This window comes from Nocardia sp. CA-290969, from assembly GCF_050936135.1.
Lineage (GTDB): Bacteria > Actinomycetota > Actinomycetes > Mycobacteriales > Mycobacteriaceae > Nocardia.
The window spans coordinates 3,791,790-3,814,382 of the sequence record NZ_JBNJNJ010000001.1; the positions used below are offsets into that span (position 1 = coordinate 3,791,790).

The following is a 22,593-nucleotide window of genomic DNA, read 5'->3' on the forward strand; positions in this document are numbered from 1 at the left end:
AGGTCTCGCCCTGGATACGCTGTGGACCTTCGTCGTGGAGCGGCGCCACCAGCTCTTCGTGGATTCCTATCTGCATGTTTCGGCGGTGGTGCAGTCGCTGGTGATCGCCACCGTGGTCGCGGTACTGATCGGGGTGCTCGTGTACCGCAGCCCGGCCGGTTCCGCCGCCGCCACGGCCGCGGCCGGCACCATCCTCACCGTGCCGTCGTTCGCGTTGCTCGGCCTGCTCATCCCGCTCTTCGGGCTGGGTGTGGTGCCGACGGTGATCGCGCTGGTGCTGTACGCGCTGCTGCCGATCCTGCGCAATACCTTGGTGGGCCTGTCCGCGGTCGACCCGGCGGTGGTCGATGCCGCGCGCGGGGTCGGGATGAACCGGCTGCGGGTGCTGGCCACGGTGGAACTCCCGCTGGCCTGGCCGTCGATTCTCACCGGGATGCGGGTCAGCACCCAGTTGATCATGGGCATTCTCGCCCTCGCCGCCTACGCCAAAGGTCCCGGCCTGGGCAACCTGATCTTTTCCGGCCTGGCCCGCCTCGGCAGCCCGAACGCGGTGCCGCAGGCCCTGACAGGCACCGTGCTGATCGTTCTACTCGCTCTACTGCTCGACGGGATCTTCCTGCTCGTCGGCCGTTTCACCATTCCGAGGGGGATTCGTGCCTGATTCCGCTACCACCGCCGACCCGGCGGTCTCCGGGGTCGAGATCGTGCTCGACGCGGTCACCAAACACTATCCGGGGCAGCGGCAGCCGGCGGTCGACGCGGTGTCGATGACGATCCCGGCCGGTGAGATCGTGGTCCTGGTGGGGCCGTCCGGATGCGGGAAGACCACCACCATGCGGATGATCAACCGCCTCATCGAACCCACCTCCGGCACCGTCACCATCGACGGCCGCGACGCCGCCGCCATGGATCCCGACCGCCTGCGCCGCGGTATCGGCTATTCGATCCAGCAGGCCGGTTTGTTCCCGCATATGACGGTCGCGAAGAACATCGCCACCGTCCCGGGCCTCATCGGCTGGGACCGGAAACGGATCGCCGCCCGTACCGACGAGATGCTGGAACTGGTGGGCCTGGACCCGGACACCTATCGCGGCCGTTACCCGCGGCAGTTGTCCGGCGGTCAGCAGCAACGCGTCGGGGTGGCCCGCGCGCTGGCGGCCGACCCGCCCGTGCTGCTGATGGACGAACCGTTCGGCGCGGTGGACCCGATCACCCGCGGCCTGCTCCAGGACGAATTGCTGCGGTTACAGGCCGAACTGGGCAAAACGATCGTGTTCGTCACCCACGATTTCAACGAGGCGGTCAAACTCGGCGACCGGATCGCCGTGCTCGGCGACCGGTCGCGCATCCTGCAATACGACACGCCCGCCGCGATCCTGGCCGACCCCGCCGACGACACGGTGGCCGGGTTCGTCGGCGGCGACGCCTCCCTCAAACAGCTGACGCTGACCCGGATCCGGGACGTCGTCCTCGGCGACTGCCCCACCGTCACCGAGGACGATTCGGTGGAAGCCGCCCGCGCCGCGGTGGCGGACCGGACCTGGGGCCTCGTACTCGACGCCCGCCGCCGGCCGGTGCGCTGGATCTCCGCCGCGCAGCTCGCGCACGCCGGATCGGTCCGCGAGACGGGAACGCCGCTGGGCGAAACGCTGTCCATGGCGTCGACGCTGCAGGACGGTTTGGAGGCGTTGCTCACCGATCACCACGCCACCGGCGTCGTCACCGGGCCGCGCGGCGAATACGCGGGCCTGATCACGATCGACACCCTGGTCGCCCATTTGCAGGCGCTGCGCAGCGAGCACGGCAGCGACCCGGTCGCGACGGAAGCGCCGGCATGACGGCCATCACCGGGCAGGCCGCCCCCGAGACGACCACACCGCCGGCCCTGCGGCGCGCCGACGGTGCGCGGCTGCTCGTACAACCCGTGCTGGTCCTGCTCCTCACCGTCGGTGTGCTGGTGTGGGCGCTGCGACGCGACCTCACCGTCACCCAGCAGGCCAGCCTGAACACGAGCAATCTCGTCACCGTCACCTGGCAGCACGTAGTGATCACGGCGACGGTGGTGGTGATCGTGGTCGCCGTCGCGGTACCGCTGGCTACCCTGCTCACCCGCCCGGGCTACCGCCGGCTCGCGCCGTTGTTCATCGGTCTCGCCAATATCGGCGCCGCCGCCCCCGCCATCGGGCTGATCGTGCTGTTCTACCTGGTCACCCGCACCACGGGGTTCTGGATCGGCGTCGCCCCCATCGCGTTCTATTCGCTGCTGCCGGTGCTGCGCAACACCATCCTCGGCTACCAGCAGGTGGATCCGCTGCTCATCGACGCCGGACGCGGACAGGGGATGTCGCCGGCCACCGTGCTGCGCCGCATCGAGTTCCCGCTGGCCGTGCCCTACATCCTGGCCGGCCTGCGCACCTCGCTGGTACTGGCCGTGGGCACCGCCACGCTGTCTTTCCTGGTCAGCGCCGGTGGACTCGGCATTCTCATCGACACCGGGTACAAACTGCGCGATAATGTCACGCTCGTCGTCGGCGCCGTGCTGGCCGTGGCGCTGGCACTGCTGGTGGACTGGCTGGGCGCGGTCGCCGAACGCCTCCTCGGACCGAGGGGGCTGGCATGAGTGGGTCGGGCCCGGAGGCGGTAGCGCAGCGTCACCACGCAGGGCCCCCACTCATGCCCCATCGACACAGCATGAGTGGGTCGGGCCCGGAGGCGGTAGCGCAGCGTACGCCGGCTCTCCGCCGCGCGATATGGGCGGTGTTGCTCGCGGGGGTTGTGCTGGTGGCGGGTTGCGGGCTGCAAGCCGGGAGCGCGGTGCCGTTGCGGGTGGGTCCCGGCAGTATCCGGCCGGTGCCCGAATTGCAGGGTGTCGCGGTGACGGTGGGGTCGAAGGATTTCACCGAACAGCACATCCTCGGCTACATCATCGAATTCGCGCTGGTCGCGGCCGGGGCCGAGGTCCGCGATCTCACCGATATCCACGGTTCGAACAGTTTGCGCGACGCGCAGCTCAGCGGTCAGATCGATATCGCCTACGACTACACCGGCACCGGCTGGGTCAACTATCTGGGCAACGAGAAACCGGTTCCCGACGAACAGGGCCAGTTCGACGCCGTACGTGAGGCCGACCGCGCGCAGCACGCGATGGTGTGGGCGGCGATGGCGCCGATGAACAACACCTACGCGCTGGCGACGGCCCGGCGCACCGCCGAGAAAACCGGAGTGACAACGCTGTCCGAGTACGCCGAGCTCGTCGCGACCGAGCCGGCCGCGGCGGCGACCTGTGTGGGCACCGAGTTCAATGTGCGCCAGGACGGGTTCCCCGGGATGGCCCGCGCCTACGGGATCGACGAGGGCCGGGTGCAGAAACGGATCGTGCAGGACGCCGTCGTCTTCCAGGCCACCGCAGATGCCGGCCAATGCGCGTTCGGTTCGGTGGCCGCCACCGACGGCCGGATCCCCGCCCTGGACCTGGTGCTGCTGGAAGACGATCGTGCCTTCTTCCCGAAGTACAATGCTGCGCTGGTGATGCGTGCCGAATTCGCCGACGCGCACCCGGAGGTCACCGCGCTCATGGCCCCCATCTCCGGGCTGCTCACCAACGAATCGATCACGGAGCTGAACCGGCAGGTCGATGTCGAGGGGCGCGAACCGGCGGAGGTCGCGCGGGATTGGATGGTCGCGAACGGGTTCGTCACCGAGGAGTGAACTGCTAGGAGGCGGTGGAGTGGTTGCCCCGGACGGCCCGAAGATACCGTCTCCCGCACCGGCCCGGTCGGTGCTGTTCGGTCTACCGCCCGCGGGCCGCCGGTTTCCCGGCGCCGCCCGGGCCGCGGTGGCATTCGGGGCACCCGCACTGCTGGCGGTGGCGCTGGGGCACGAACAGCAGGGCCTGATGGCGGCCACCGGTGCCCTGGCGGTGATCTTCGGTGAGGGTCAGGTCTACCGGCGCCGGTGGCGGGTGATCGGCGCGGCCGCGGTGGCCTTGGCGGTGTCGGCGTTCGCCGGCGGCCTGGCCGGGGAACTGATCGAGGGGCGGATCGCCGGCGGCGGATCGCAGTGGTGGCAGCTCGTACTGGTCGTGTTGATGACGGCGGTCGCGGTGGCGGGCACCTTCGTCAATTCGGCGCTGCGCCTGGGCCCGCCGGGTGGATTCTTCTTCGTCCTCGCCGCCGGCGTCGGCGCGCTCATCACCGGTCACGGGGTGCCACCCGATGAGGTGGCGTTGTGGACGGCGATCGGCGGGATCAGTGCGCTGCTCGCCGGGATATCGGCGGCACTCACCCGCGACAGCGCTCCGGAACAGCGCGCGGTGGCGGTCGCCGTCGCCGCGGTACACGATTTCGCCGCTCTCGACCCCGGCATCGACCGTACCGACGCCCGTTACGCCACCGCCATGAAGGTGCAGACGGCCTGGGCGTTGCTCGACGACGCCCGGCGGCCGCCGAACGACCGCGCGGTCGAGGAGCTCACCGGCGCCCAGCGGTCGTTCGCCGCGGCGCTGCATCGCGGCGATACGGGCGACGACGAATCCGATCTGCTGTTCGATACCGGCCGGCCCGCCCCGACACCCCGCCCGGCCCTGCGGTACCGGCTGTTGCGGTCGGTGTCCCCGGACAGCCACGCCGCGGTCTCGGCGAACCGGATCGCGATCGCCGCGCTGCTGGCCGGCGGGCTGACGGTCGCGCTCGACCTGGGGCGTCCGGACTGGGCGGTGCTCACCGTTACGGTCTTGCTGCATCAAGGCCCGGACCGGATGCGCGGGACCTACCGCGGGGTGCACCGCATCGGTGGTACCGCGTTGGGGCTGGTGTTGTTCGCCGGCCTCTACGCGCTCGAGCCGCGCGCCTGGGTGCTGGTGCTGGTACTGATGGCGCTGCAATTCGCGATCGAAACATTCGTCGCGCGCAACTACGGGCTGGCGGTCGTCTTCATCACCCCGCTCGCGCTGCTGATGGGCGGCGGCGGGCACTACGGCGATATCTTCCCGGTGATCCGGGACCGGCTGACCGAAAGCGTGATCGGTGTAGTGATCGGCCTGGCGGTGCTGTGGTCGATCGACCGCCGTGCGCACCGGCGGGTGCTGTTGCGAAACGATCAGCGGGTACTCGAGGTGGTCGCGCGGATACTGCGGTTGCTGTCGCTACCGCCAGTGCAGCGCCCGGACGCGGCCGGAGCCCGGCGGGAACTGGAATTCGAACTGATGGGTTCGACTCTCGGCGCGATCGACGCCGCGCACAACGAACCCGAATGGGCCCGCGCGCACTGGACCCGCCATCAGCGTATCCGCCGGCTCGGGCACGAAGTCCTCGCCGCGGACCTGTCCGCCGGCACCCGGGTGGATCCGGACCGGCTGAGCGGCTGGTCCCGCAGCCTCGCCGAACTTGCCTAGCGGGAGGAAGTGCGATGCCCGGGCCGGTCGGATATGCCGGGCGGGTTCAGGGAACGATCGGCTCCCGCAGCATCGCGTCGATATCGGCCCGGTCGCCCTCGACGGTCAGTCCTGCCTCGTCGACGGTGATACGGCCCCACAAGAGCAGCGCGAGACCTTCGGCGGAACCGGAAACCCGCAGCGGCACCTCGTCGATATCGCTGCCCACGCCACCGAGCACCCATCCGGGAGCGGGGTCGAGATCCGTGGCCACCAGCGCGAGCGGGGCCGCCAATGGGGCCATCCGCCCGATACCGATCTGGCGGGGGTAGAACACCGTCACCACTTCGTCCACCGCGTCCGCCCAGACCTCGGGCACCGCGCGCATCGACCCGAGCGCCGCCTTGCCGGCGATGGCGGCGCGCAGATCGTGACCGTGGACGAGTGTTTCGTGGACCTGCCGGCGGTGCCAGAACGACACCGGCCCCTCGGCCATCGGTTCCGGGTACGCCAGGACGCGGGCGGTCGCCGCCGGGTCCAGTTCGGCGAGGGTTTCGCGCAGTTCGGTGGCGCAGGCGGCATAGTGATCGGCGAGGTCGAACGGACCGTCCCCCAGGCGCGTCGCCTTCTGGTCGCGCGCATTGGCAGCCGCCCAGTGATGCACGAACGCGAGGTGCTCGACGAGTTCGCGTACGGTCCACGTGCCGCATGCCGGGACGGTGGCCGACGGATCGGCGTCGGGAATCGAGGCGAGGAACTCCCCTTGGAAGTCTGCCAGCAGCAGTGGGAAATCGAGACCGGAATGCGCGCTCATGGCGCCAAACTACCGCAGGTCTGCGACACCACGGTCGGCTCGGGCCGGGTCGGATAACCTGGCTGCATGCTCGCCGACAGCCCGCCGCAACGGCCATTCAGCAGTATTCCGTGGACCGCGGCGCAGCGCCGGACGATGGCGGCCGCGCTCGACCTGATCGGCGTGTACGGGGTGAGCGGAACATCACTGCAGATGATCGCCGATGCGGTCGGTGTCACCAAGGCCGCGGTGTATTACCAGTTCAAAACCAAGGAGGAGATCGTCGTCGCGGTCACCGCGAACGAGCTGGCCATCCTCGAGGACGGGCTGATCGCCGCCGAGGCCGAACCGGATCTGGCCCGCGCCCGCAAGGTGCTGCTCGATCAGGTCATCGAGCTCGCGGTATCCCGCCGGCGCTGGGTGAGCACCTTGACCAACGATCCGGTGATCACCCGCATCCTCAGTCAGCACGAACCGTTCCGGCAGTTCCTGAACCGCCTGTACTCGGTGCTGCTCGACGAGCGGCACGGCGACGACACCCTCACCCGGGTCTCGGCGGCCGTACTGTCGGCGGCGATCGGCGGCTCGGTGATCAACCCGCTGGTCATCGATATCGACGACGAGACGCTGCGGGCGACGCTGATCCACCTGACCCAGCGAATGCTCGATCTGCCGGACTGAAACCGGGTCATCGGCGCTACCACAGATAGATTCCCAGTACCGCACCCCACAGCACGATCAGCCAGGCATCGGTGGCAAGCCCCAGCCAGCGCGGCGCGGTACGTGCCTCCATGAAGTACCGGACGATCAGCCGGCCTTTGACAGCGCTTAGCACGATGACCAGCACCGTGATCGGCGTGCTCGCCGATACCGGCGCCGTGCCGTGACCCGGGGCCAGCGCCCAGGACAGCAGGGTGATCGCGGACAGCAGCAACCACACCGTGGTGGTCGCGCGCGCGGCAACGAATCGGAGCACTGCCCTCACCTCATCACATAGAGCAGGCCGAAGATGACGATCCACAGCAGATCGACCATATGCCAGTAGATCGCCCCGGATTCGGTTACCGATATCCGCCGCCGGCGCGGCGAGCGCAGTTCCCGCACCACGACTCCCAGGATCAGCAAGCCCAGCGCGACGTGGAACAGATGAACACCGGTGAGCATGTAGTAGAAGGTGAAGAACTCGCCGGACGAGAGGGTACGGCCCGCACCGGCCTCGGCGAACCATTCAAAGGCTTTGATCATCATGAACAGCACCCCGCAGGCGGCACCCGCGTAGACCAGGCGCAGCGCGCGCTCGTAGGTGCCGGCCCGGGCCGCGTGCACACTGCGCGCGACGAACCACGAACTGGCCAGCAGCACCAATGTATTGAGCGTGCCGAGATCGAGGTTCAGATGCTGCTGCGCGGCCAGGAATTCGTCCGGTGCCATGGCGCGATGCACCATGAAGATCACGAAGTAAGCGCCGAAGATCAGCAGGTCACCGAGCACCATCACCCACATATGCCCGTCACCGGGCAGCGGGGGACGCGCCCCCGCCGGGGCGGTTTCCGTGACGGACCGGTCGATATCGGTCATCGCGAACACCTCTCGTACGGGTGGGTTCCGGGCCCCGGGCGTCACGGCAGCGGTGGTTCGCCGGCGGGCTGCCTCTGCCCGGCTTTTCGCAGAAACGTGATGACACACATCAACCAGAACCCGAAAACAACCGTGCCCATCCAGAAGGAGATCGAACCGTTCCAGGCGAACGGCCCGGCCGTGGAGATGAATACCGGCGTGGCGAGTATTTCCGTCACAACCTGCCAGATGGTCACGTAGCCGAGCCATTTGGGGAATATGTTGTGGCGATCGTAGAAAATAGCGAGGGCGAATCCGATATACGCGGTCGTGAAACAGCCGAGTGAGCCCACATAGGAGAGCAGGCCGAGATCGTAGAGCAGGGCCAGGATTTCGGGATCGCGATCGGGGCGATACACCGCGACCAGGAAGCAGAACGCCACAAGCAGGCAGCCGGGCAGGGCACCCACCGCCATACCGCCCATATAGATGTAGGCGCCCACCGAGCCCGCCGACATCCGCTTCATGTGATAGACGACGATTCCGTTCGATATTCCCGCTCCGCCCACGATGAGCAGCAGGATCGCGAAACCGATCTGGATCGTGACGGTGTGCGTATCGAAGAATTCGGTGATCTGTGCCGGATTCGTATCGGGCCGGGGCGGGGGCATCACCCGGGCGAGTAGAACGAAGATCAAACCGAATGCCGTGTAGAACGCCGGAACGATAGCGAAGCAGAGCCAGACATCCCTTTTCCCGGCCGGCTTCGCGCCGGCGGTGCGCAGCGGCCGGTGCGCGGTGCTCTCGAGGAGTGGTTGCAGCAGTTTCATCGCGGGGTATCCCGTTGGGCGGCCTGCCGGTGCAATACGGCGCGCAGGACGAAGAACATCACCGCGACGAATACCGCGAACGCACCGTTGCGCAGCCAGAACGAAATGATCCCGTCCCAGGCCAGCGGACCGCTGGTCACCACGGCCGCTGCGGTGGCGGGGGCCATCGCCACGGCCGTGCCGACGGCGAAATGGCCTACCCAGCGCGGGAATATCCGGTCCGGTCCGTTGTCGAAATAGATCGCGGCGGCCAGCAGCAGATTCTGTGCTACCAGAATGCCCACGGGGGCGATGAAGATGATCCAGGCCATATCGTTGAGCAGCAGGATCAGTTCGGGGTCGCGGCCGGGCCGGAAAGCCGCGGCGAGATAGCAGATATCGGCGAGTGCGAAAATCGTCGCACCGCTGACCGTCGCGGTCAAATAGCAGTAGGCGAACACATGACTCTGGGTGGTCATTCGTTTCATCTGCGCGACGATCACCATGAAGAACGGAATCAGCATGATTCCACAGAGATTGAAGGTGATCATGCTGAACCGGATCAGCGCCTGATTGTCGGCGTAGAACGCTGCCACTCGATCCGCCGGCAGGTCGGGGGACATCGGTGGGAAGAATCCCGGGAAGGCCAGGAACGCGATCAGCAGGACGGCGCCGGCCACAGGCCCGGTCCACAGGCTGATCGTTTGGATCTCCAGATCCGCGGTGGACGTGGTTTCCGTGCCCGCCGCCGTTTCGGCCGGAATCTGCATCGCCCCTCGATTCACTCCGGACCGGCACCGGATGCGGTGCCGGACACGGCATATCACGCCATTCCACCACACCTAGCCGAACGGCTAGAACGACTGTAAACCCGGAGAGCGGACTTTGTCGATCCCCTACTTTCCGATTCTTCTGGGAGGCAGGCTTTTACCACACGACAAACCGTCGAGTGGGCCGATTCCGGATAGGAATTTTTTTCTAGCCGTTCGGCTAGCACGGCCATTCCGGATCCGTTAGCCTGCCTCCAACGCCGCTGAGCGCAAGCTCGATACCCAGCGGGTGGGCGGAGGTCTTCCATGAGCATCGGACCAACCCTCGACGACAACAAACCGGTAGCGACCGAGCAGATCACCGGATGGTTTCGCGGTTACCTGCAGCGCCATCCCGTTGCCGCGCTGGCAACTCTCGGACGCCAGGTACTCATGGGCCGGCAAGCATTGCGCTATCTGTTCGCCGACCTGGCCACCGGCCGCTTCCCGGTAGGCGAGTTCGTACACCAGGCCGCGTTCATGGTCCGCACCTCCTGGCTGCCGACCGTCGCGGTGGCGCTGCCCATCAGCGCGACCCTGTCCATCCAATTCGGTTTACTCGCCGGGCAGGTCGGGGCGACCTCGCTGGCCGGTGCCGCCAGCGGGCTGGCCGTGATCCGGCAATCGGCGCCCATGGTCACCGCGATCCTGATGGCCGCGGCGGTGGGTTCGGCGATCTGCGCGGATCTGGGCGCCCGCACCATCCGCGACGAGATCGATGCCATGGAGGTCATGGGTGTTTCGGTACTGCGCCGGCTGGTGGTGCCGCGGCTGGCCGCCGGGATCGTCGTCGCCGCGGCGCTCACCGGGTTGAGCTGCTTCATCGGCTTCCTGGCCGGATATCTGTTCAACGTCTATGTGCAGGCGGGCACCCCGGGCAGCTTCATGGCCACGTTCTCCTCCTTCGCCACCGCGAGCGACCTGTATCTGGCGATGGTCAAGGCCGTCGTCTTCGGTGTGATCGTCACGGTGATCGCCTGCGAGAAAGGCCTGAGCACCCGGGGCGGGCCCGGCGGGGTGGCCGATTCCGTGAATGCCACGGTGGTCGCGTCGATCATTTTCCTGATGGTCGTCAACGTCGGGTTCACCGAGATGTACACGATTCTCTTCCCGAGGACGACACTCTGATGGCCGCGACCTACCATTTTCCCGGGACCGCGCGGCCGATCGCGCTGGTCCGCCGGTGCGGCCGCTTGTTCATCACGCTCGGCCATATGATCACGTTCTTCGTGCGCGCGGTCGTTTCGATCCCGGTGGCCCTGCGCCACTACAGCCGTGAATCGATGCGGATCCTGTCGGATGTCACTTGGGGCAACGGATCGTTGGTCGTCGGCGGCGGAACCGCGGGCGTCATCATCGTGCTGGGGGCCGCCGCGGGCGCCATCGTGGGGATCGAGGGGCACAGTGCGCTGAAGTTGCTCGGGATGGAACCCGCCACGGGCATGATCGCCGCGACCGCCGCCACCCGCGAACTGGCGCCGATCATGGCCTCCATCGCCTTCGCCGCGCAGGCGGGTTGCCGGTTCACCGCCCAGCTCGGCGCGATGCGGATCGCCGAGGAGATCGACGCCCTGCACGCCGTGGCGATCAGGCCGATCCCGTATCTGGTGTCCACCCGGCTGCTCGCATCGATGATCGCCGTCGTACCGCTGTACGTCGCCGCGCTGGCCGCCGACTATCTGGCGGTGGAGTTCTTCGTCTGGGTGGCCGGGGGCGAATCGTTCGGAACCTACGAGCACTACTTCAATCTGGTGCTCGGCGGTACCGATGTCCTGTACTCGCTGCTCAAAGCGCTGGTCTTCGTGGTCATCACCACGACGGTGCAGTGCTATTACGGCTATTACGCGGCGGGCGGGCCGCAGGGTGTGGGCGTGGCGGCCGGCCGGGCCATGCGGGCGAGTATCACAGTGATGATCTCGGTGAATCTGCTGCTGACCCTGGCGCTGTGGGGTTTCGACTCCGGTTCACGGATCAGCGGGTAGGGGGCCTGAGATGCCGAGTCCTTTCGAAGCCGACGACCGGAACCTGCCGGATTGGAAACTTCTGCTGCGCGGGATCGGGTTCGCGCTGGCCGCCGCCGTCCTGGTGGCCGCCGGGATCGCCCGCTCACAAGGCGCTTTCGAAACCACGGTGCCGGTGACCGCACTGATGACCGATATCGGGGACGGTCTGCCGGTGAAGTCCGACGTGAAATACCGTGGTGTTCTGGTCGGCCTCGTCACCGAGGTCACACCCGGCACCGGCGGCGGACCGAACCGGATCGGGATCGAATTGTGGCCGGAACAGGCGCGCGGAATCCCCGCAACGGTCACCGCTCGCGTCGTCCCCAGCAATGTGTTCGCCGTTCCCTCCATCCAGTTGGTGGACAACGGCTCGGCGCCCGCGCTACGCCCCGACGCCGAGATACCGCAGGACCGCAGCCTCGCCACCGTCCAGCTGCAGACCTCGCTGACCGCATTGAGCCGGATCGCCGCGGCCGCCGGCCGCTCCCCCACCGACCCCACGGTCGGGATCCTGGCCACGGTCCAGCGCGCGACCAGCGGTCGCGGCGCGGAGATGGTGCGCGCCGGTGCCCAGCTGGAACGGATCGCCCAGGCGCTCGGCGAATTCGCCGCACCCGGCCAGGGCCCGTCGACGATCGACGCGCTCGCGCAGGCACTGGCCGGTTTGCAGTCGTCGGCGCCGGATCTGCTGCAGGCGGTGAACCATACGGTCGGGCCGATGCGTGTCGTGGCCCAGCAGCAGGGGCAGCTGGCCGCTCTGCTGTCCGGCGGCCTGGTCACCACGTCGAGTATCGGAACCGCCCTGAGCAATCACACCGGCACCCTCACCGATATCACCGGCAGCATGGCGCCGGTCCTGGATGTACTCGCCCGCGGTAGTCAGAACTTCGTTCAGATGACCACCTCGCAGGCGCGGCTCTCGCGCAAGTTCGGGACCGAGATCTGGAAACCCGGAACGCAGAGCGCCGCCGCCGCGGTCATCGTCGAACTCACCCCGCACAAGCAGTACACCCGCGCCGACTGTCCCCGTTACGGAAACCTCGCCGGACCCAGCTGCGCGACCGGCCCGGCCGGTTCGGCGCCGGTGATTCCCGGCGGGTTCACGCCCGCGAGCGCGGAGTACGGGGCCGGGGCGGTCGGCGGCCGGGGAGAACGCGAGAAGGTCACCACGGTGCTGGGTACCGAAGCCGACGATCTGTCGACGCTGCTGCTGGGGCCACTGGTGCGCGGCAACGAGGTCACGGTCGTACCGGCCACAACGGAAGGGCCGCGATGAGCTACCGCAAACCCTTACTCGGCCTGTCCCTCTTCCTGGTCGTCGCCATAACGCTGACCTGGATGGTGTACCTCACCCTGCAGCGGGGCGTGGCCGGGGAAACCCATTCCTACGAAGCTGTGTTCACCGATGTGTCGGGTCTGCGTGCCGGTGACGATGTGCGGATGGCGGGGGTGAAGGTGGGGCGCGTCGATTCGATCGCTGTCGACGGGACGCACGCCCGCGTGCGTTTCGAGGTCACCCGGGATCAGACGCTCTACGGCAACACCCTCGCGACGATCACCTATCAGAATCTGATCGGGCAGCGATACCTCGGACTGGCGCCCGACGATTTCGGCAGCCCCGAACCGCTCGGACCGGGGGCGGTCATCCCGGTGGAGCACACCGAACCGTCCTTCGATATCTCCGGCCTGCTCAACGGTTTCCAGCCGCTGTTCAGCATGCTCGACCCCGGCGATATCGACAAGATCACGGCCGCGCTGATCCGGGCGCTACAAGGTGAGGACGGGGCGCTACTGGCGCTGATCACCGAAACCAGTGCGCTCGTGGAATCGTTCGCGGGCCCGGATCAGGTGCTGGGTTCGATCATCGACAATCTCGGCCGGGTTCTCACCGATCTGTCCCGGCACAGCGGCGAACTGCAGACCACGATCACGCAGACCCGCAAGATCTTCGACAGCCTGCACGCCCGGCGCGACACCCTGCTGTCGCAGACCACCGATATCGCCGTCGTCCTGGACCGGGCGGCGCAGGTGGTCGGCGGCGCAGCCCCGGCGCTGGCCCATTTCGTCACCCGCGAACCGGGTTTCGCGCGGCATTTCCTGGAGAACAAACCGAAGTTCGCCTATCTGGGCGCCAACCTGCCACTGATGCTGAAGGCACTCGCCCGAATCGTCGACAAGGGGGCCTATATCAATGCCTACGTCTGCGATATCGGGTTCAGCATGGTGCCCGGTTTCGACCCGCTCATTGCCCAGATACTCGCGCTCGCCACGCCCAGCGGCCGGGTCGAGCATTCCGCGATCTGCAGGTGAGGACAGATGAAGTCGACACTGCGCACGGCCGGCGGATATATCGCGGCACTACGGAATCGGTTACCGGCCCGCCCGCGGCGCGCTACGGCGGACCGCGCCACCGGACCCCTCCGCCTCGGGATCGTGACGGTCGCCGTGGTGGCCGCGGTTCTGCTGGTCACGGTATTCGTCAATTCCCTGCACCTGGGAAAAACCACCTATCGGGCGCATTTCCGGCAGGCCGCGGGGATCGCCGCCGGCGATTCGGTGACCTACGCCGGGGTCCCGGTCGGCACGGTCACCGGCACCCGCCTCGACGGCGAACACGTATCGGTCACGATGAAGGTCGACCCCACCGTCCGGCTGGGGGCCGACACCCGGGCCGCGGTCAAACTCACCACCCTGCTCGGGACGCGGTATGTCGAGTTGCGGTCCACCGGAATCGGCGCGCTGCCCGACCGGCTGATCCCGCTTTCTCATACCAGCGTTCCCTACGATCTGGAAACCGCCCTGCAGGATGCGACCACCACCTTCGCCGGGGTCGACGCCGACCGGGTCGCGACGTCGATGACCGCACTCGCGCAGCAATTGCGGGGCCTGCCCCCACTGGTCCCGCAAGCCCTGCAGAACATCGAGACCGTCGCCGGTGTCATAGCGCAACGCCGGGACCAGATCGGCGCGCTGCTGCAGAGCACCGAACAGGTGACCACCGTATTGCGCGACCAGCAGGCCGATCTGGGGGCGTTGATCGGCCAGGGCCGCACCGTTCTCCAGGAGATCGCGGCCCGCCAGGCGGCGCTGCGCCGGCTTCTCGACGCGACCACGAATCTGGTGCGGGAGCTGGAACCGATCGTTGTCGGGGAACGCGGCAAGATCCAGGTACTGCTCGACGATCTGCGCGCGATGACGCAGCTGATCGCCGATAACGATGCCTTGCTGCGCAATATCCTCCAGGTCCTGCCGGTGCCCTGGCGGCTGTGGGCCAATGCCACCGGTACCGGAATGGAACTGTCGGCCAACGCCCCCGACGGCGCGTTCATCGATGCCTTCATGTGCGCCCTCAGCGGGCGTGCTGTCCAACTGGGTAAGGCCCCGTATTACGAGGACTGCCGATGAAACGATTGGCGCACCGCGTCGTGCTCGCCCTCATGGTGCTGGGGGTGGGGTTCGGTGGCTGTGCGAGCGCTCCCGGCCTCCGCACGCCCGACACCACCATTACCGCCCGATTCGCCAACGCCAACGGCCTCTACCCCGGCAACGCGGTGTCGGTCCTGGGTATGCGGGTCGGCGAGATCACCGGGATCCGGCCGGGCGGAACCGGGGTGGATATCGACCTGCGCGTCGACGGTTCGATCCGGCTGCCCGCCGATGTACTGGCGGTGGCGGTCTCGGATTCCCTGCTCACCGACCGCCGGATCGAACTGAGCCCGGTGTACCGCGGCGGCCCCGAACTGCCGCGCGACGCTGTGCTGGGTCTCGACCGCACCCGGGTTCCGGTCGAGTTCGACAGTCTGCTGGCCATGGTGCAGAAACTCGCGAACTCGCTCGGCGGAGACGGTGCGGGCAACGGCCCGGTCGGCGATCTGCTCGACCTCGGCACCGGCGTCACCGCCGGCCACGGCGAGCAGATGCGCACCGCGCTCGGGGAACTCTCCCGGGCACTCCAGCTCGGCAGCGATCAGGGCGCCGCGACCCGCGACGCGATCACCGCGGTGGTGACAAACCTCGACGAACTGGTCGCCGCCGCCGACCGCAACGATACGACGCTGCGCGAATTCGGCGCCGGTGTGCACCGGCTGAGCGATTTCCTCGCCGCGCAGGGCCTCGGGTCCGGTGATACCGGCACCCGGCTGAACCGGATCATCACCACGGTCACCGAACTGCTGCAACAGAACCAGGACACACTCGGCGCCCTCGCAGGTAATACGACCACCATCACCGGTGCACTGGCCGACTACCACGTGAACATCGGCGAATTCCTCGACGTCTTCCCGCTGGTCGTCGACAACGCCTACAACGCCATCGACCAGAACGCCGGCGCCCTGCGCGTGACGTTCGATCTCAACAAGTTCCTGCTCGACGGGCAGATGGTGAAAGAAGTGTGCAATCTGCTGCACCTCACCGAACTCGGGTGCGATACCGGAACCATGCGCGATATGGGACCCGATTTCGGTCTCACCGCGATTCTGCAGGCCTTGGCGGAGGGACAGCCCCGATGACTCCGGGCAGATTCACCAGATTCCTCGCCGTGGCGGCGGTCGCGACAGCCACGGCCACCGGCTGCTCGGCGAGTCTCGACGAGCTACCGCTACCCGCACCCGGAGTTCCGGGCGACTCCTGGTCGCTCACCGCGACCTTCGCCAACGCGCTCAATCTGCCGGCGCAGGCGAAGGTGCGCTTCAACGGCGCCGACATCGGCCTGGTCGAATCCATGGTGGCGCGTGACTACACCGCGGTGGTCACCATGCGGATCCGGCCCGAGGTGCAACTTCCGGCCGGGACGACCGCCGAACTGCGGTCGGCGACCCCCATGGGCGATGTGTACATCGCACTCGCCGCACCGCAGTCCCCGCCCCCGGACGGCGGTCTGCTCGGCGAAGGCGCGACCATCCCGATCGAGTCGACCTCGGCCGCAGCGACCATCGAAGAGGTCCTCAGCAGGTCGTCGTTGCTGGTGAACGGTGGGGCGATCAAGAACCTCACCGAAGTCGCCCAGGCGCTCGGTGAACACCTCGACGGCCGCGGCGACCGGGTGGCCGCGGTCCTGGACCGGACCCGGCAACTACTGGAAACATTGACCGCCCGCTCCGGGCAGATCGACGCGATACTCACCAGCGCTGCCGCGTTGAGTACCACCCTGGGTACCCAGCACACCGCCCTCGGCGACGCCGTCGCCGCGGCGCAACCGGCCACGCAGGTCCTCGGCGCGGAAACCGATTCGCTCATCGCCCTCGTCGACCGGTTGCACGCCATCACCGTGCAACTGGCCCGGTTCCCCTCGATCCAAGGCACCAACCAGGGCAGTATGGTCGCCGATATCAACGGTCTGGCGGCGGGGCTCAACGCCGCGGCGGTGAATCCGGAAGCCGACCTCGGCACACTCAACGACATCCTGTCGATCGTCCTCAAAGTCACCAACGGGTCCTCGGCGCATGCCGATATCGATGTCGCACAACTCGCGCTGGGTGCCGTACCCGATCCCAACTTCCCGGGCGATCCGGGCGCGCGCCTGCCGGACGCCACCGACTGGACCGCCTTCGTGGGATCGCTCCAGTACATGCTGGGGCGGCTCGGCGGACGACTGAACGGTCCCCCGCGATGAGCCGCCGCGGCGCCGTGGCCGAACGCCCGGCACAATTCCTCGTCGGCACGGTCGGCCGGATCCGGCGTTACCGCACCACGACATCCCTGCTGGGCCTGCTGCTCGTGCTGCTCACCGGCAGCGGATATCTGCTGTTCGGTGCGCTCGATATGAATCCGTTCGCCGGGCAGTACCGGATCCGGGTGGAACTGCGCGAATCCGGTGGGCTGCTGCCGGGCCAGGACGTCACGCTGCGCGGGGTGCGGATCGGCGAGGTCGATTCGGTGGAAGTGGCCGGTGGCAAGGTCGTGGCGGTCGCCGCCGTCGACGAACGGATCCGGATCCCGGCCACCGGGCGGGTCCGCACCGCTGCCCTGTCGGCCGCCGGCGAGCAGTACCTGGATTTCCTGCCGGAAACCGAGGGCGGCCCGTTCCTCGCGCCGGGCGCGGTGGTGACCCAGGACCGGACCTCGAGCCCGGTTCCGTTGTCCACCATGCTGGAAGGACTGTCCGGCATCCTCGCGCAGGTCGATCCCGATCAGCTCCGGGCGATCTCCGGCGAATTGGGTGTCGGCGAGGCGGGGCCGGACAAACTGGCCGCCCTCATCGACGGTGGCTTCTTCATGATCTCCGCGCTGGACGGAGTCCTGCCGGAAACGGTGCGCCTGCTACACAACAGCCGGACCGTACTCACCACGGTCGCCGACACCACGCCCGGACTGCGCGACACCGCGGCCGATCTGTCGGCAACCATGGGCGGAATCGCCGCCATGACAGGTGGATTCGAGCACCTCATCGGACGCACACCCGAAACTCTCGCGGCGATCGACACGTTGATGGCGCACAACGGACCGACCATGGTGCAGCTACTCGGCCAGCTCACCACCGTCGCGCAGATGGCGAACCCACGAGTACCGGCCTTCGAGGAGTTCTTCTTCCCGCAACAGCGCACCGGCTCCGCCCTCGACGCCATGGCCACCGCCTTCCACGACGGAAAGATCTGGGCGCTGGCCAGTATCTACCCGCGCTACCAATGTGATTACGCGGTCCCCCGGGCGCCCGGCCCCATCCCCGATTATCCCGAGCCATACCTGTATTCCGACTGCACCGACCCGGATCCCACCCTGCTGCCCCGCGGCGCGCGCAACGCCCCGCGCCCACCCGGAGTGAACCCGCTACCGGTGGTACCGCCGGGAGCGGGCCCGCTGGATACCGCCGACCCGACCCCCACCGGGCCGCTCACCATCCCGACCCCGTACGGCGGGCCGTATACGCCCACCTATGTGCCGCCCAACTGAGGAGCCAGCAGTGACATCCCAGGATGAAGCCACTCCGGATCCGGAGACCGCCACACCGGCACCGGACCGCACCGCCGGAACCGGGCCCGGCACAGACCTGTCCGCCACGGGAACGACGGTATCCGGCCGGCCCGCGCGCATCCTCGCCGGAGTCCTCACCGTGCTGCTGATCGCCGCCACCGGCCTGGCCGGCGTCCTCGGCTGGGAATGGAAGGACCGTCGCGATACCGACCGTGCGGCCACTGCCGCCCTGGCCGCGGCCCAGCAGTACGCGGTCGCGCTGACCAGTATCGATACCGAACATATGGACGCGGACTTCGCCGCCATCGCCGACGGCGCCACCGGCGAGTTCAAGAATATGTACAGCCGGTCCGCCGAACAGCTCAAACCGCTGCTCGCCCAGGCGCAGTCGGTGAGCAAAGGCAGAGTTGTCGCGGCGAGCGTCCAATCCGCGTCCCGGGACCGGGTGGTGGTTCTGCTGTTCGTCGACGCCGAGATCACCAACACCACCACACCGCAGCCCCGGCTCGACCGTAACCGCATCATCATGACCATGGACCGGGTCGGCGACCGCTGGCTGGCCGGCGAAGTCGAACTCGTCTGACCGGCCTCAGTCGACCGGCAGCCGCGAATCCAGCAGGAACGGCAGCAGGAAATCGCGCAGCATCGCCCGCTCCTCGGCCTCGTCCGCGGGCGGCAGCGTCAGCAGCGACACCATGATGCGCACCGCCCACCGGCCCAGCCGTTGCGCCGCCGCGGACGACAGCTCGGGCCGGAACCGGGTGACGAACGCGGTCACCAGGGCGTCGATCACCGCCGACGAATCCGCCAGCCGCGCCACGATTCCCGCATTGGCCGGTTCGAACCAGACGGCCAGATGCGGTGTCTTACGGGTCTCGGCCAGGGTGGCGGCGATACCGTCCAGCAGGCGTTCGGCACGGTCCGGGCCGTCGAGCGGGTGGTCACGCCAGACCCGTTCGATCAGCTGAGTCGCCTCGCGGCCGGCGAAGGCCACATACAGCGATTGCCGGCTGTCGAAATACCGGTAGAGCGTCGCGCGGGAACACCCGGCGGCCTCGGCGACCTCGGCCATCCCGACGGTCCCGGCGCCCTTGTCGATCACCAGCGTCCGCACGGCATCCAGAATCCGCTCCGCCGCCAGTTCGGTCCGCCCGCCCGCCAGCCAGTCACCGCTCATACGGCGTCCCTCACCCCCGGGGCCGAGGGCCCTGCGTGCTCACGTTGCGCTACCGCCTCCGGGCCCGACTCGCTCATGCTCTGCCTATCGGGCATGAGCGAGGGCCCTGCGTGGTGACGCTGCGCTACCGCCTCCGGGCCCGACTCGCTCATGCTCTGCCTATCGGGCATGAGCGAGGGCCCTGCGTGGTGACGCTGCGCTACCGCCTCCGGGCCTGACTCGTTCATGCCGTGCACCGGAACGGCACGCCGGTGGGGCGCCGGACATAGGGGCCGGGAGCGTAGGTGACGGCGTCGATATCGACCCGGTAGTCCGGGAAGCGGTCGAGCAGTTCCTCCAGCGCCACCCGTGCCTGCATCCGGGCCGCGGCCGCGCCGAGACAGTGGTGGGGGCCGTGCCCGAAGGTCATGATGCGCTGCGGGTTGCGGTCGATGTCCAGTTCCGCCGCGTCGGCGCCGAAGGCCTGTTCGTCGCGATTCGCCGAGCCGTACACCAAGAGCACTTTACGGCCCGCCGGGATCGTCCGGCCGCTCAACTCCACATCCCGGGTCGTGGTGCGGGCCAGTCCCTGGACCGGCGAGGTGAGCCGCGCGAGTTCCTCCACGGCGACCCGGATCCGTTCGGGGTCCCCGGCGAGCGCGGCCCGCTGCTCGGGGTTCTGTTGCAGCAACTGCACGGCACCGCCCAGCAGCCCGGTGGTGGTGTCGTTACCACCGGTAACCATGGTCCAGGTGTAGGCCAGGATCTGCACCAGCCCGTCCACATCGGAGTCGTCGGCCGCCATCCCCGCCTGCACCAGCAGCGACACCGTATCGTCGCCGGGGTCGGTGCGCCGCCGTTTGACCAGTTCGGCGAAATACCCCAGCATCTGCATCGACGCCACCTGCGCGTCCTCGGTGCGCTGAGTGCTCGCCGCGACCACGGCGTCGGTCCAGCCGTCGAACAGCGGCCGGTCCTCCTCCGGAACGCCCAGGTAGTAGGCGACCACCATGGTGGGCAGCGGTTTGAACAGGTCGAGCACGATATCGCCACCGCCGTGGGCGGCCAGCCGGTCCAGCCGCTCCCGGACGAACCGGCGCACCACCGGTTCGACCTCCTCGACCTGCCGGGGTGTGAAACCACGGGCCACGAGTTTGCGGAATTCGGTGTGCTCGGGCGGATCCTGCATCACCATCGGCGGGTTGGCGGTGAGGCCGATCTGCTCGAGTTCGCCGTATTCGACGGTCAGCCCCTGGCCGGAGGAGAAGGTGCCGACATCGCGTGCCGCCGCGTACACGTGTTCGTGCCGGGTCAGCACCCAATAGTCGTTGTCCGGGCGTTGCGCCGGCACCACCCGATGCACCGGATCGTGCTCCCGGAGCGCGGCGTACATCGCCCACGGCGACCGCCATGTCTCCCCCGAGCGCAGCTCGAAATACGCCTCGTCCTGATACGTCTTACCCTTCATGTCGTAACGGTAAGACATAATCAGCTATTTGTCTAAGAAATGCGTGGCGTTCGGCGGCGGCCGCCATACGAACCCGAAAACGCCGAACCCTGGTATCCACCGCTCCGGCACGGCACAGTTGGAATCGGAACGAACAAAACTGTGGTTTGTGCACCACGGAACGCCCTAGGTTTGGCGGGCCGCAGCGGTGCACGGGCCGCGGCAGGCCGGAACGCGTGTGCCCGAAGGGGATTCGTCGCGTTACCCGGCGCGATCGGCTGTTTCCCCGACCCTCAGGAGTATTTCGCGATGACCGAGTCCACGCCCCCGGCCGACCCGAGTGCCGGCTGGAGCTTCGAGACCAAACAGGTGCACGTCGGGCAGACACCGGACGGCACCACCAATGCCCGCGCGCTGCCGATCTACCAGACCACGTCCTATACCTTCCGCGATACCGCGCACGCCGCGGCGCTGTTCGGGCTGGCCGAACCGGGCAATATCTACACCCGGATCATGAACCCGACCCAGGACGCCGTGGAACAGCGGATCGCGGCGCTCGAGGGCGGGGTCGCCGCGCTGCTGCTCTCCTCGGGGCAGGCCGCCGAAACGCTGGCGATCCTGAACCTGGCCGGCGCCGGGGATCACATCGTCTCGAGCCCGCGGCTCTACGGCGGCACCTACAACCTCTTCCACTACACCCTGCCCAAGCTGGGCATCGAGGTGTCCTTCGTCGAGGATCCCGACAGCCTGGACCAGTGGCGCGCCGCAATCCGCCCGAACACGAAGGCGTTCTACGGGGAGACGGTGTCGAATCCGCAGAACCATATCTTCGATATCCCGGGGGTCGCCGAGGTCGCGCACAACGCCGGTGTCCCGCTCATCGTCGACAACACGGTGGCGACCCCGTATCTGATCCAGCCGCTCGCGCACGGCGCCGATATCGTGGTCCACTCGGCCACCAAGTACCTGGGCGGCCACGGTGCCGCGATCGCCGGAGTGATCGTCGACGGCGGCACCTTCGACTGGACCGTCCGCGGGGACGACGGGCCGCGTTTCCCCGGTTTCACCGAACCGGACCCCAGCTACCACGGCGCCGTCTTCGCCGACCTCGGCGCACCGGCGTTCGCCCTCAAGGCACGGGTCCAGTTGCTCCGTGATCTCGGTGCCGCCATCGCCCCGTTCAACGCGTTCCTGATCAGCCAGGGCCTGGAAACGCTGAGCCTGCGGGTGGAACGGCATGTGCAGAACGCGCAGGCCGTGGCCGAATTCCTCACCGAGCGGCCGGAGGTCACCTCGGTGTCGTATGCGGGCCTGCCCTCCTCCCCCTGGTACGAGCGCGGTAAGCAGCTCGCCCCGAAGGGCACCGGCGCGGTCGTCGGCTTCGAACTCGCCGGCGGGGTGGACGCGGGCAAGAAGTTCGTCGACGCGCTGACCCTGCACAGCCATGTCGCCAATATCGGCGACGTCCGCTCGCTGGTCATCCACCCCGCGTCCACCACGCATTCCCAGCTCACGCCCGAGGAGCAGCTGAGTTCCGGGGTCACGCCGGGGCTGGTGCGGCTCGCGGTGGGTATCGAGGGAATCGACGATATCCTCGCCGATCTGCGCGCGGGATTCGCGGCCGCCGCCGACTGAACCGCACTGCCGCCCGAACTCTCCGAGCCGGATCCGCGCCACCGCGGGTCCGGCTCTTCGTTTCGGCCGCACCGACTCGTCCCCGCCCGTTCGGCGGCCGGATC

At 68.1% G+C, this 22,593-nt stretch carries 23 protein-coding genes; 16 read left to right on the forward strand and 7 right to left on the reverse strand.

Features of this window, described 5'->3' with window-relative positions; genetic code table 11:
- Positions 1-10 precede the first annotated feature (10 nt).
- From ACQEVO_RS17025 to ACQEVO_RS17045, 5 genes are all read left to right on the forward strand, one after another.
- Complete coding sequence (locus ACQEVO_RS17025) at positions 11-661, forward strand: ABC transporter permease (RefSeq protein WP_432922735.1); 651 nt, start codon at positions 11-13, stop codon at positions 659-661.
- Positions 654-1,838 (forward strand): ABC transporter ATP-binding protein, encoded by a 1,185-nt coding sequence (locus tag ACQEVO_RS17030; RefSeq protein ID WP_432914221.1) that lies wholly within the window; start codon positions 654-656, stop codon positions 1,836-1,838. The genes ACQEVO_RS17025 and ACQEVO_RS17030 overlap by 8 nt, the downstream gene beginning before the upstream one ends.
- Positions 1,835-2,620, forward strand: a complete 786-nt coding sequence (locus tag ACQEVO_RS17035) for an ABC transporter permease (RefSeq protein WP_432914224.1) — start codon at positions 1,835-1,837, stop codon at positions 2,618-2,620. The genes ACQEVO_RS17030 and ACQEVO_RS17035 overlap by 4 nt, the downstream gene beginning before the upstream one ends.
- A gap of 71 nt (positions 2,621-2,691) precedes the next feature.
- Entirely contained in the window at positions 2,692-3,708 is a 1,017-nt protein-coding gene (locus tag ACQEVO_RS17040) for a glycine betaine ABC transporter substrate-binding protein (protein WP_432914226.1), read from the forward strand.
- Between the two features lie 19 nt (positions 3,709-3,727).
- Positions 3,728-5,392: an FUSC family protein gene (locus ACQEVO_RS17045; protein WP_432914229.1), complete on the forward strand. Its 1,665-nt coding sequence runs from the start codon at positions 3,728-3,730 to the stop codon at positions 5,390-5,392.
- A 46-nt stretch (positions 5,393-5,438) separates the two neighbouring features.
- Here the strand turns inward: ACQEVO_RS17045 and ACQEVO_RS17050 are convergent, their stop codons facing one another.
- On the reverse strand, positions 5,439-6,185 hold the full coding sequence (locus ACQEVO_RS17050) for a maleylpyruvate isomerase family mycothiol-dependent enzyme (protein WP_432914232.1): 747 nt from the start codon (positions 6,183-6,185) through the stop codon (positions 5,439-5,441).
- A gap of 66 nt (positions 6,186-6,251) precedes the next feature.
- Here ACQEVO_RS17050 and ACQEVO_RS17055 point away from each other — a divergent pair, with 66 nt between their 5' ends.
- A complete protein-coding gene (locus ACQEVO_RS17055) occupies positions 6,252-6,845 on the forward strand; it encodes a TetR/AcrR family transcriptional regulator (RefSeq protein WP_432914234.1) in 594 nt (197 codons plus the stop codon).
- Positions 6,846-6,861: 16 nt separating this feature from the next.
- Here the strand turns inward: ACQEVO_RS17055 and ACQEVO_RS17060 are convergent, their stop codons facing one another.
- From ACQEVO_RS17060 to ACQEVO_RS17075, 4 genes are read right to left on the reverse strand one after another with little or no spacing between them, the layout of a single operon-like run.
- Positions 6,862-7,140, reverse strand: coding sequence for a cytochrome C oxidase subunit IV family protein (locus ACQEVO_RS17060; protein WP_432914237.1), 279 nt, complete (start codon positions 7,138-7,140; stop codon positions 6,862-6,864).
- A gap of 5 nt (positions 7,141-7,145) precedes the next feature.
- Positions 7,146-7,742: a cytochrome c oxidase subunit 3 gene (locus tag ACQEVO_RS17065; protein ID WP_432914240.1), complete on the reverse strand. Its 597-nt coding sequence runs from the start codon at positions 7,740-7,742 to the stop codon at positions 7,146-7,148.
- 41 nt (positions 7,743-7,783) lie between these two features.
- Positions 7,784-8,551 carry a hypothetical protein gene (locus ACQEVO_RS17070; RefSeq protein WP_432914243.1) on the reverse strand — a complete coding sequence of 256 codons (768 nt, stop codon included), beginning with the start codon at positions 8,549-8,551 and terminating at the stop codon, positions 7,784-7,786.
- Positions 8,548-9,300, reverse strand: a complete 753-nt coding sequence (locus tag ACQEVO_RS17075) for a hypothetical protein (protein ID WP_432914246.1) — start codon at positions 9,298-9,300, stop codon at positions 8,548-8,550. Before ACQEVO_RS17075 ends, ACQEVO_RS17070 begins: the two co-directional genes overlap by 4 nt.
- A gap of 306 nt (positions 9,301-9,606) precedes the next feature.
- Between ACQEVO_RS17075 and ACQEVO_RS17080 the strand changes: the two genes are divergently transcribed.
- The 9 genes from ACQEVO_RS17080 to ACQEVO_RS17120 are packed head-to-tail and all read left to right on the forward strand — an operon-like array spanning position 9,607 to position 18,834.
- Positions 9,607-10,467, forward strand: coding sequence for an MlaE family ABC transporter permease (locus tag ACQEVO_RS17080; RefSeq protein WP_280425108.1), 861 nt, complete (start codon positions 9,607-9,609; stop codon positions 10,465-10,467).
- Positions 10,467-11,321 (forward strand): ABC transporter permease, encoded by an 855-nt coding sequence (locus ACQEVO_RS17085; protein WP_432914250.1) that lies wholly within the window; start codon positions 10,467-10,469, stop codon positions 11,319-11,321. Before ACQEVO_RS17080 ends, ACQEVO_RS17085 begins: the two co-directional genes overlap by 1 nt.
- Positions 11,322-11,331: 10 nt before the next feature.
- Entirely contained in the window at positions 11,332-12,618 is a 1,287-nt protein-coding gene (locus tag ACQEVO_RS17090; protein ID WP_432914253.1) for an MlaD family protein, read from the forward strand.
- Positions 12,615-13,652 carry an MCE family protein gene (locus tag ACQEVO_RS17095; protein ID WP_432914256.1) on the forward strand — a complete coding sequence of 346 codons (1,038 nt, stop codon included), beginning with the start codon at positions 12,615-12,617 and terminating at the stop codon, positions 13,650-13,652. Before ACQEVO_RS17090 ends, ACQEVO_RS17095 begins: the two co-directional genes overlap by 4 nt.
- A gap of 6 nt (positions 13,653-13,658) precedes the next feature.
- Positions 13,659-14,747, forward strand: a complete 1,089-nt coding sequence (locus ACQEVO_RS17100; protein ID WP_432914259.1) for an MCE family protein — start codon at positions 13,659-13,661, stop codon at positions 14,745-14,747.
- Positions 14,744-15,850, forward strand: coding sequence for an MCE family protein (locus ACQEVO_RS17105; protein ID WP_432914262.1), 1,107 nt, complete (start codon positions 14,744-14,746; stop codon positions 15,848-15,850). Before ACQEVO_RS17100 ends, ACQEVO_RS17105 begins: the two co-directional genes overlap by 4 nt.
- Complete coding sequence (locus ACQEVO_RS17110; protein ID WP_432914265.1) at positions 15,847-16,953, forward strand: MlaD family protein; 1,107 nt, start codon at positions 15,847-15,849, stop codon at positions 16,951-16,953. Before ACQEVO_RS17105 ends, ACQEVO_RS17110 begins: the two co-directional genes overlap by 4 nt.
- Positions 16,950-18,230 (forward strand): MlaD family protein, encoded by a 1,281-nt coding sequence (locus tag ACQEVO_RS17115; protein WP_432914268.1) that lies wholly within the window; start codon positions 16,950-16,952, stop codon positions 18,228-18,230. Before ACQEVO_RS17110 ends, ACQEVO_RS17115 begins: the two co-directional genes overlap by 4 nt.
- A gap of 10 nt (positions 18,231-18,240) precedes the next feature.
- On the forward strand, positions 18,241-18,834 hold the full coding sequence (locus tag ACQEVO_RS17120) for an Mce protein (RefSeq protein ID WP_432914271.1): 594 nt from the start codon (positions 18,241-18,243) through the stop codon (positions 18,832-18,834).
- 6 nt (positions 18,835-18,840) lie between these two features.
- Here ACQEVO_RS17120 and ACQEVO_RS17125 read toward each other — a convergent pair whose 3' ends face one another.
- Both ACQEVO_RS17125 and ACQEVO_RS17130 read right to left on the reverse strand, forming a co-directional pair.
- On the reverse strand, positions 18,841-19,428 hold the full coding sequence (locus ACQEVO_RS17125; protein WP_432914273.1) for a TetR/AcrR family transcriptional regulator: 588 nt from the start codon (positions 19,426-19,428) through the stop codon (positions 18,841-18,843).
- Between the two features lie 223 nt (positions 19,429-19,651).
- Positions 19,652-20,875, reverse strand: a complete 1,224-nt coding sequence (locus ACQEVO_RS17130) for a cytochrome P450 (RefSeq protein WP_432914275.1) — start codon at positions 20,873-20,875, stop codon at positions 19,652-19,654.
- Between the two features lie 288 nt (positions 20,876-21,163).
- Between ACQEVO_RS17130 and ACQEVO_RS17135 the strand changes: the two genes are divergently transcribed.
- Positions 21,164-22,489, forward strand: a complete 1,326-nt coding sequence (locus ACQEVO_RS17135) for a bifunctional o-acetylhomoserine/o-acetylserine sulfhydrylase (RefSeq protein ID WP_432914277.1) — start codon at positions 21,164-21,166, stop codon at positions 22,487-22,489.
- Positions 22,490-22,593 lie beyond the last annotated feature (104 nt).

Coding starts and splice junctions, on each gene's coding strand:
- ACQEVO_RS17040 (WP_432914226.1), top strand. CDS start 2,692: ATGAGTGGGTCGGGCCCGGAGGCGGTAGCGCAGCGTACGCCGGCTCTC.
- ACQEVO_RS17070 (WP_432914243.1), bottom strand. CDS start 8,551: ATGAAACTGCTGCAACCACTCCTCGAGAGCACCGCGCACCGGCCGCTG.
- ACQEVO_RS17095 (WP_432914256.1), top strand. CDS start 12,615: ATGAGCTACCGCAAACCCTTACTCGGCCTGTCCCTCTTCCTGGTCGTC.
- ACQEVO_RS17090 (WP_432914253.1), top strand. CDS start 11,332: ATGCCGAGTCCTTTCGAAGCCGACGACCGGAACCTGCCGGATTGGAAA.
- ACQEVO_RS17085 (WP_432914250.1), top strand. CDS start 10,467: ATGGCCGCGACCTACCATTTTCCCGGGACCGCGCGGCCGATCGCGCTG.
- ACQEVO_RS17125 (WP_432914273.1), bottom strand. CDS start 19,428: ATGAGCGGTGACTGGCTGGCGGGCGGGCGGACCGAACTGGCGGCGGAG.
- ACQEVO_RS17130 (WP_432914275.1), bottom strand. CDS start 20,875: ATGAAGGGTAAGACGTATCAGGACGAGGCGTATTTCGAGCTGCGCTCG.
- ACQEVO_RS17115 (WP_432914268.1), top strand. CDS start 16,950: ATGAGCCGCCGCGGCGCCGTGGCCGAACGCCCGGCACAATTCCTCGTC.
- ACQEVO_RS17065 (WP_432914240.1), bottom strand. CDS start 7,742: ATGACCGATATCGACCGGTCCGTCACGGAAACCGCCCCGGCGGGGGCG.
- ACQEVO_RS17135 (WP_432914277.1), top strand. CDS start 21,164: ATGACCGAGTCCACGCCCCCGGCCGACCCGAGTGCCGGCTGGAGCTTC.
- ACQEVO_RS17035 (WP_432914224.1), top strand. CDS start 1,835: ATGACGGCCATCACCGGGCAGGCCGCCCCCGAGACGACCACACCGCCG.
- ACQEVO_RS17105 (WP_432914262.1), top strand. CDS start 14,744: ATGAAACGATTGGCGCACCGCGTCGTGCTCGCCCTCATGGTGCTGGGG.
- ACQEVO_RS17075 (WP_432914246.1), bottom strand. CDS start 9,300: ATGCAGATTCCGGCCGAAACGGCGGCGGGCACGGAAACCACGTCCACC.
- ACQEVO_RS17100 (WP_432914259.1), top strand. CDS start 13,659: ATGAAGTCGACACTGCGCACGGCCGGCGGATATATCGCGGCACTACGG.
- ACQEVO_RS17055 (WP_432914234.1), top strand. CDS start 6,252: ATGCTCGCCGACAGCCCGCCGCAACGGCCATTCAGCAGTATTCCGTGG.
- ACQEVO_RS17050 (WP_432914232.1), bottom strand. CDS start 6,185: ATGAGCGCGCATTCCGGTCTCGATTTCCCACTGCTGCTGGCAGACTTC.
- ACQEVO_RS17080 (WP_280425108.1), top strand. CDS start 9,607: ATGAGCATCGGACCAACCCTCGACGACAACAAACCGGTAGCGACCGAG.
- ACQEVO_RS17110 (WP_432914265.1), top strand. CDS start 15,847: ATGACTCCGGGCAGATTCACCAGATTCCTCGCCGTGGCGGCGGTCGCG.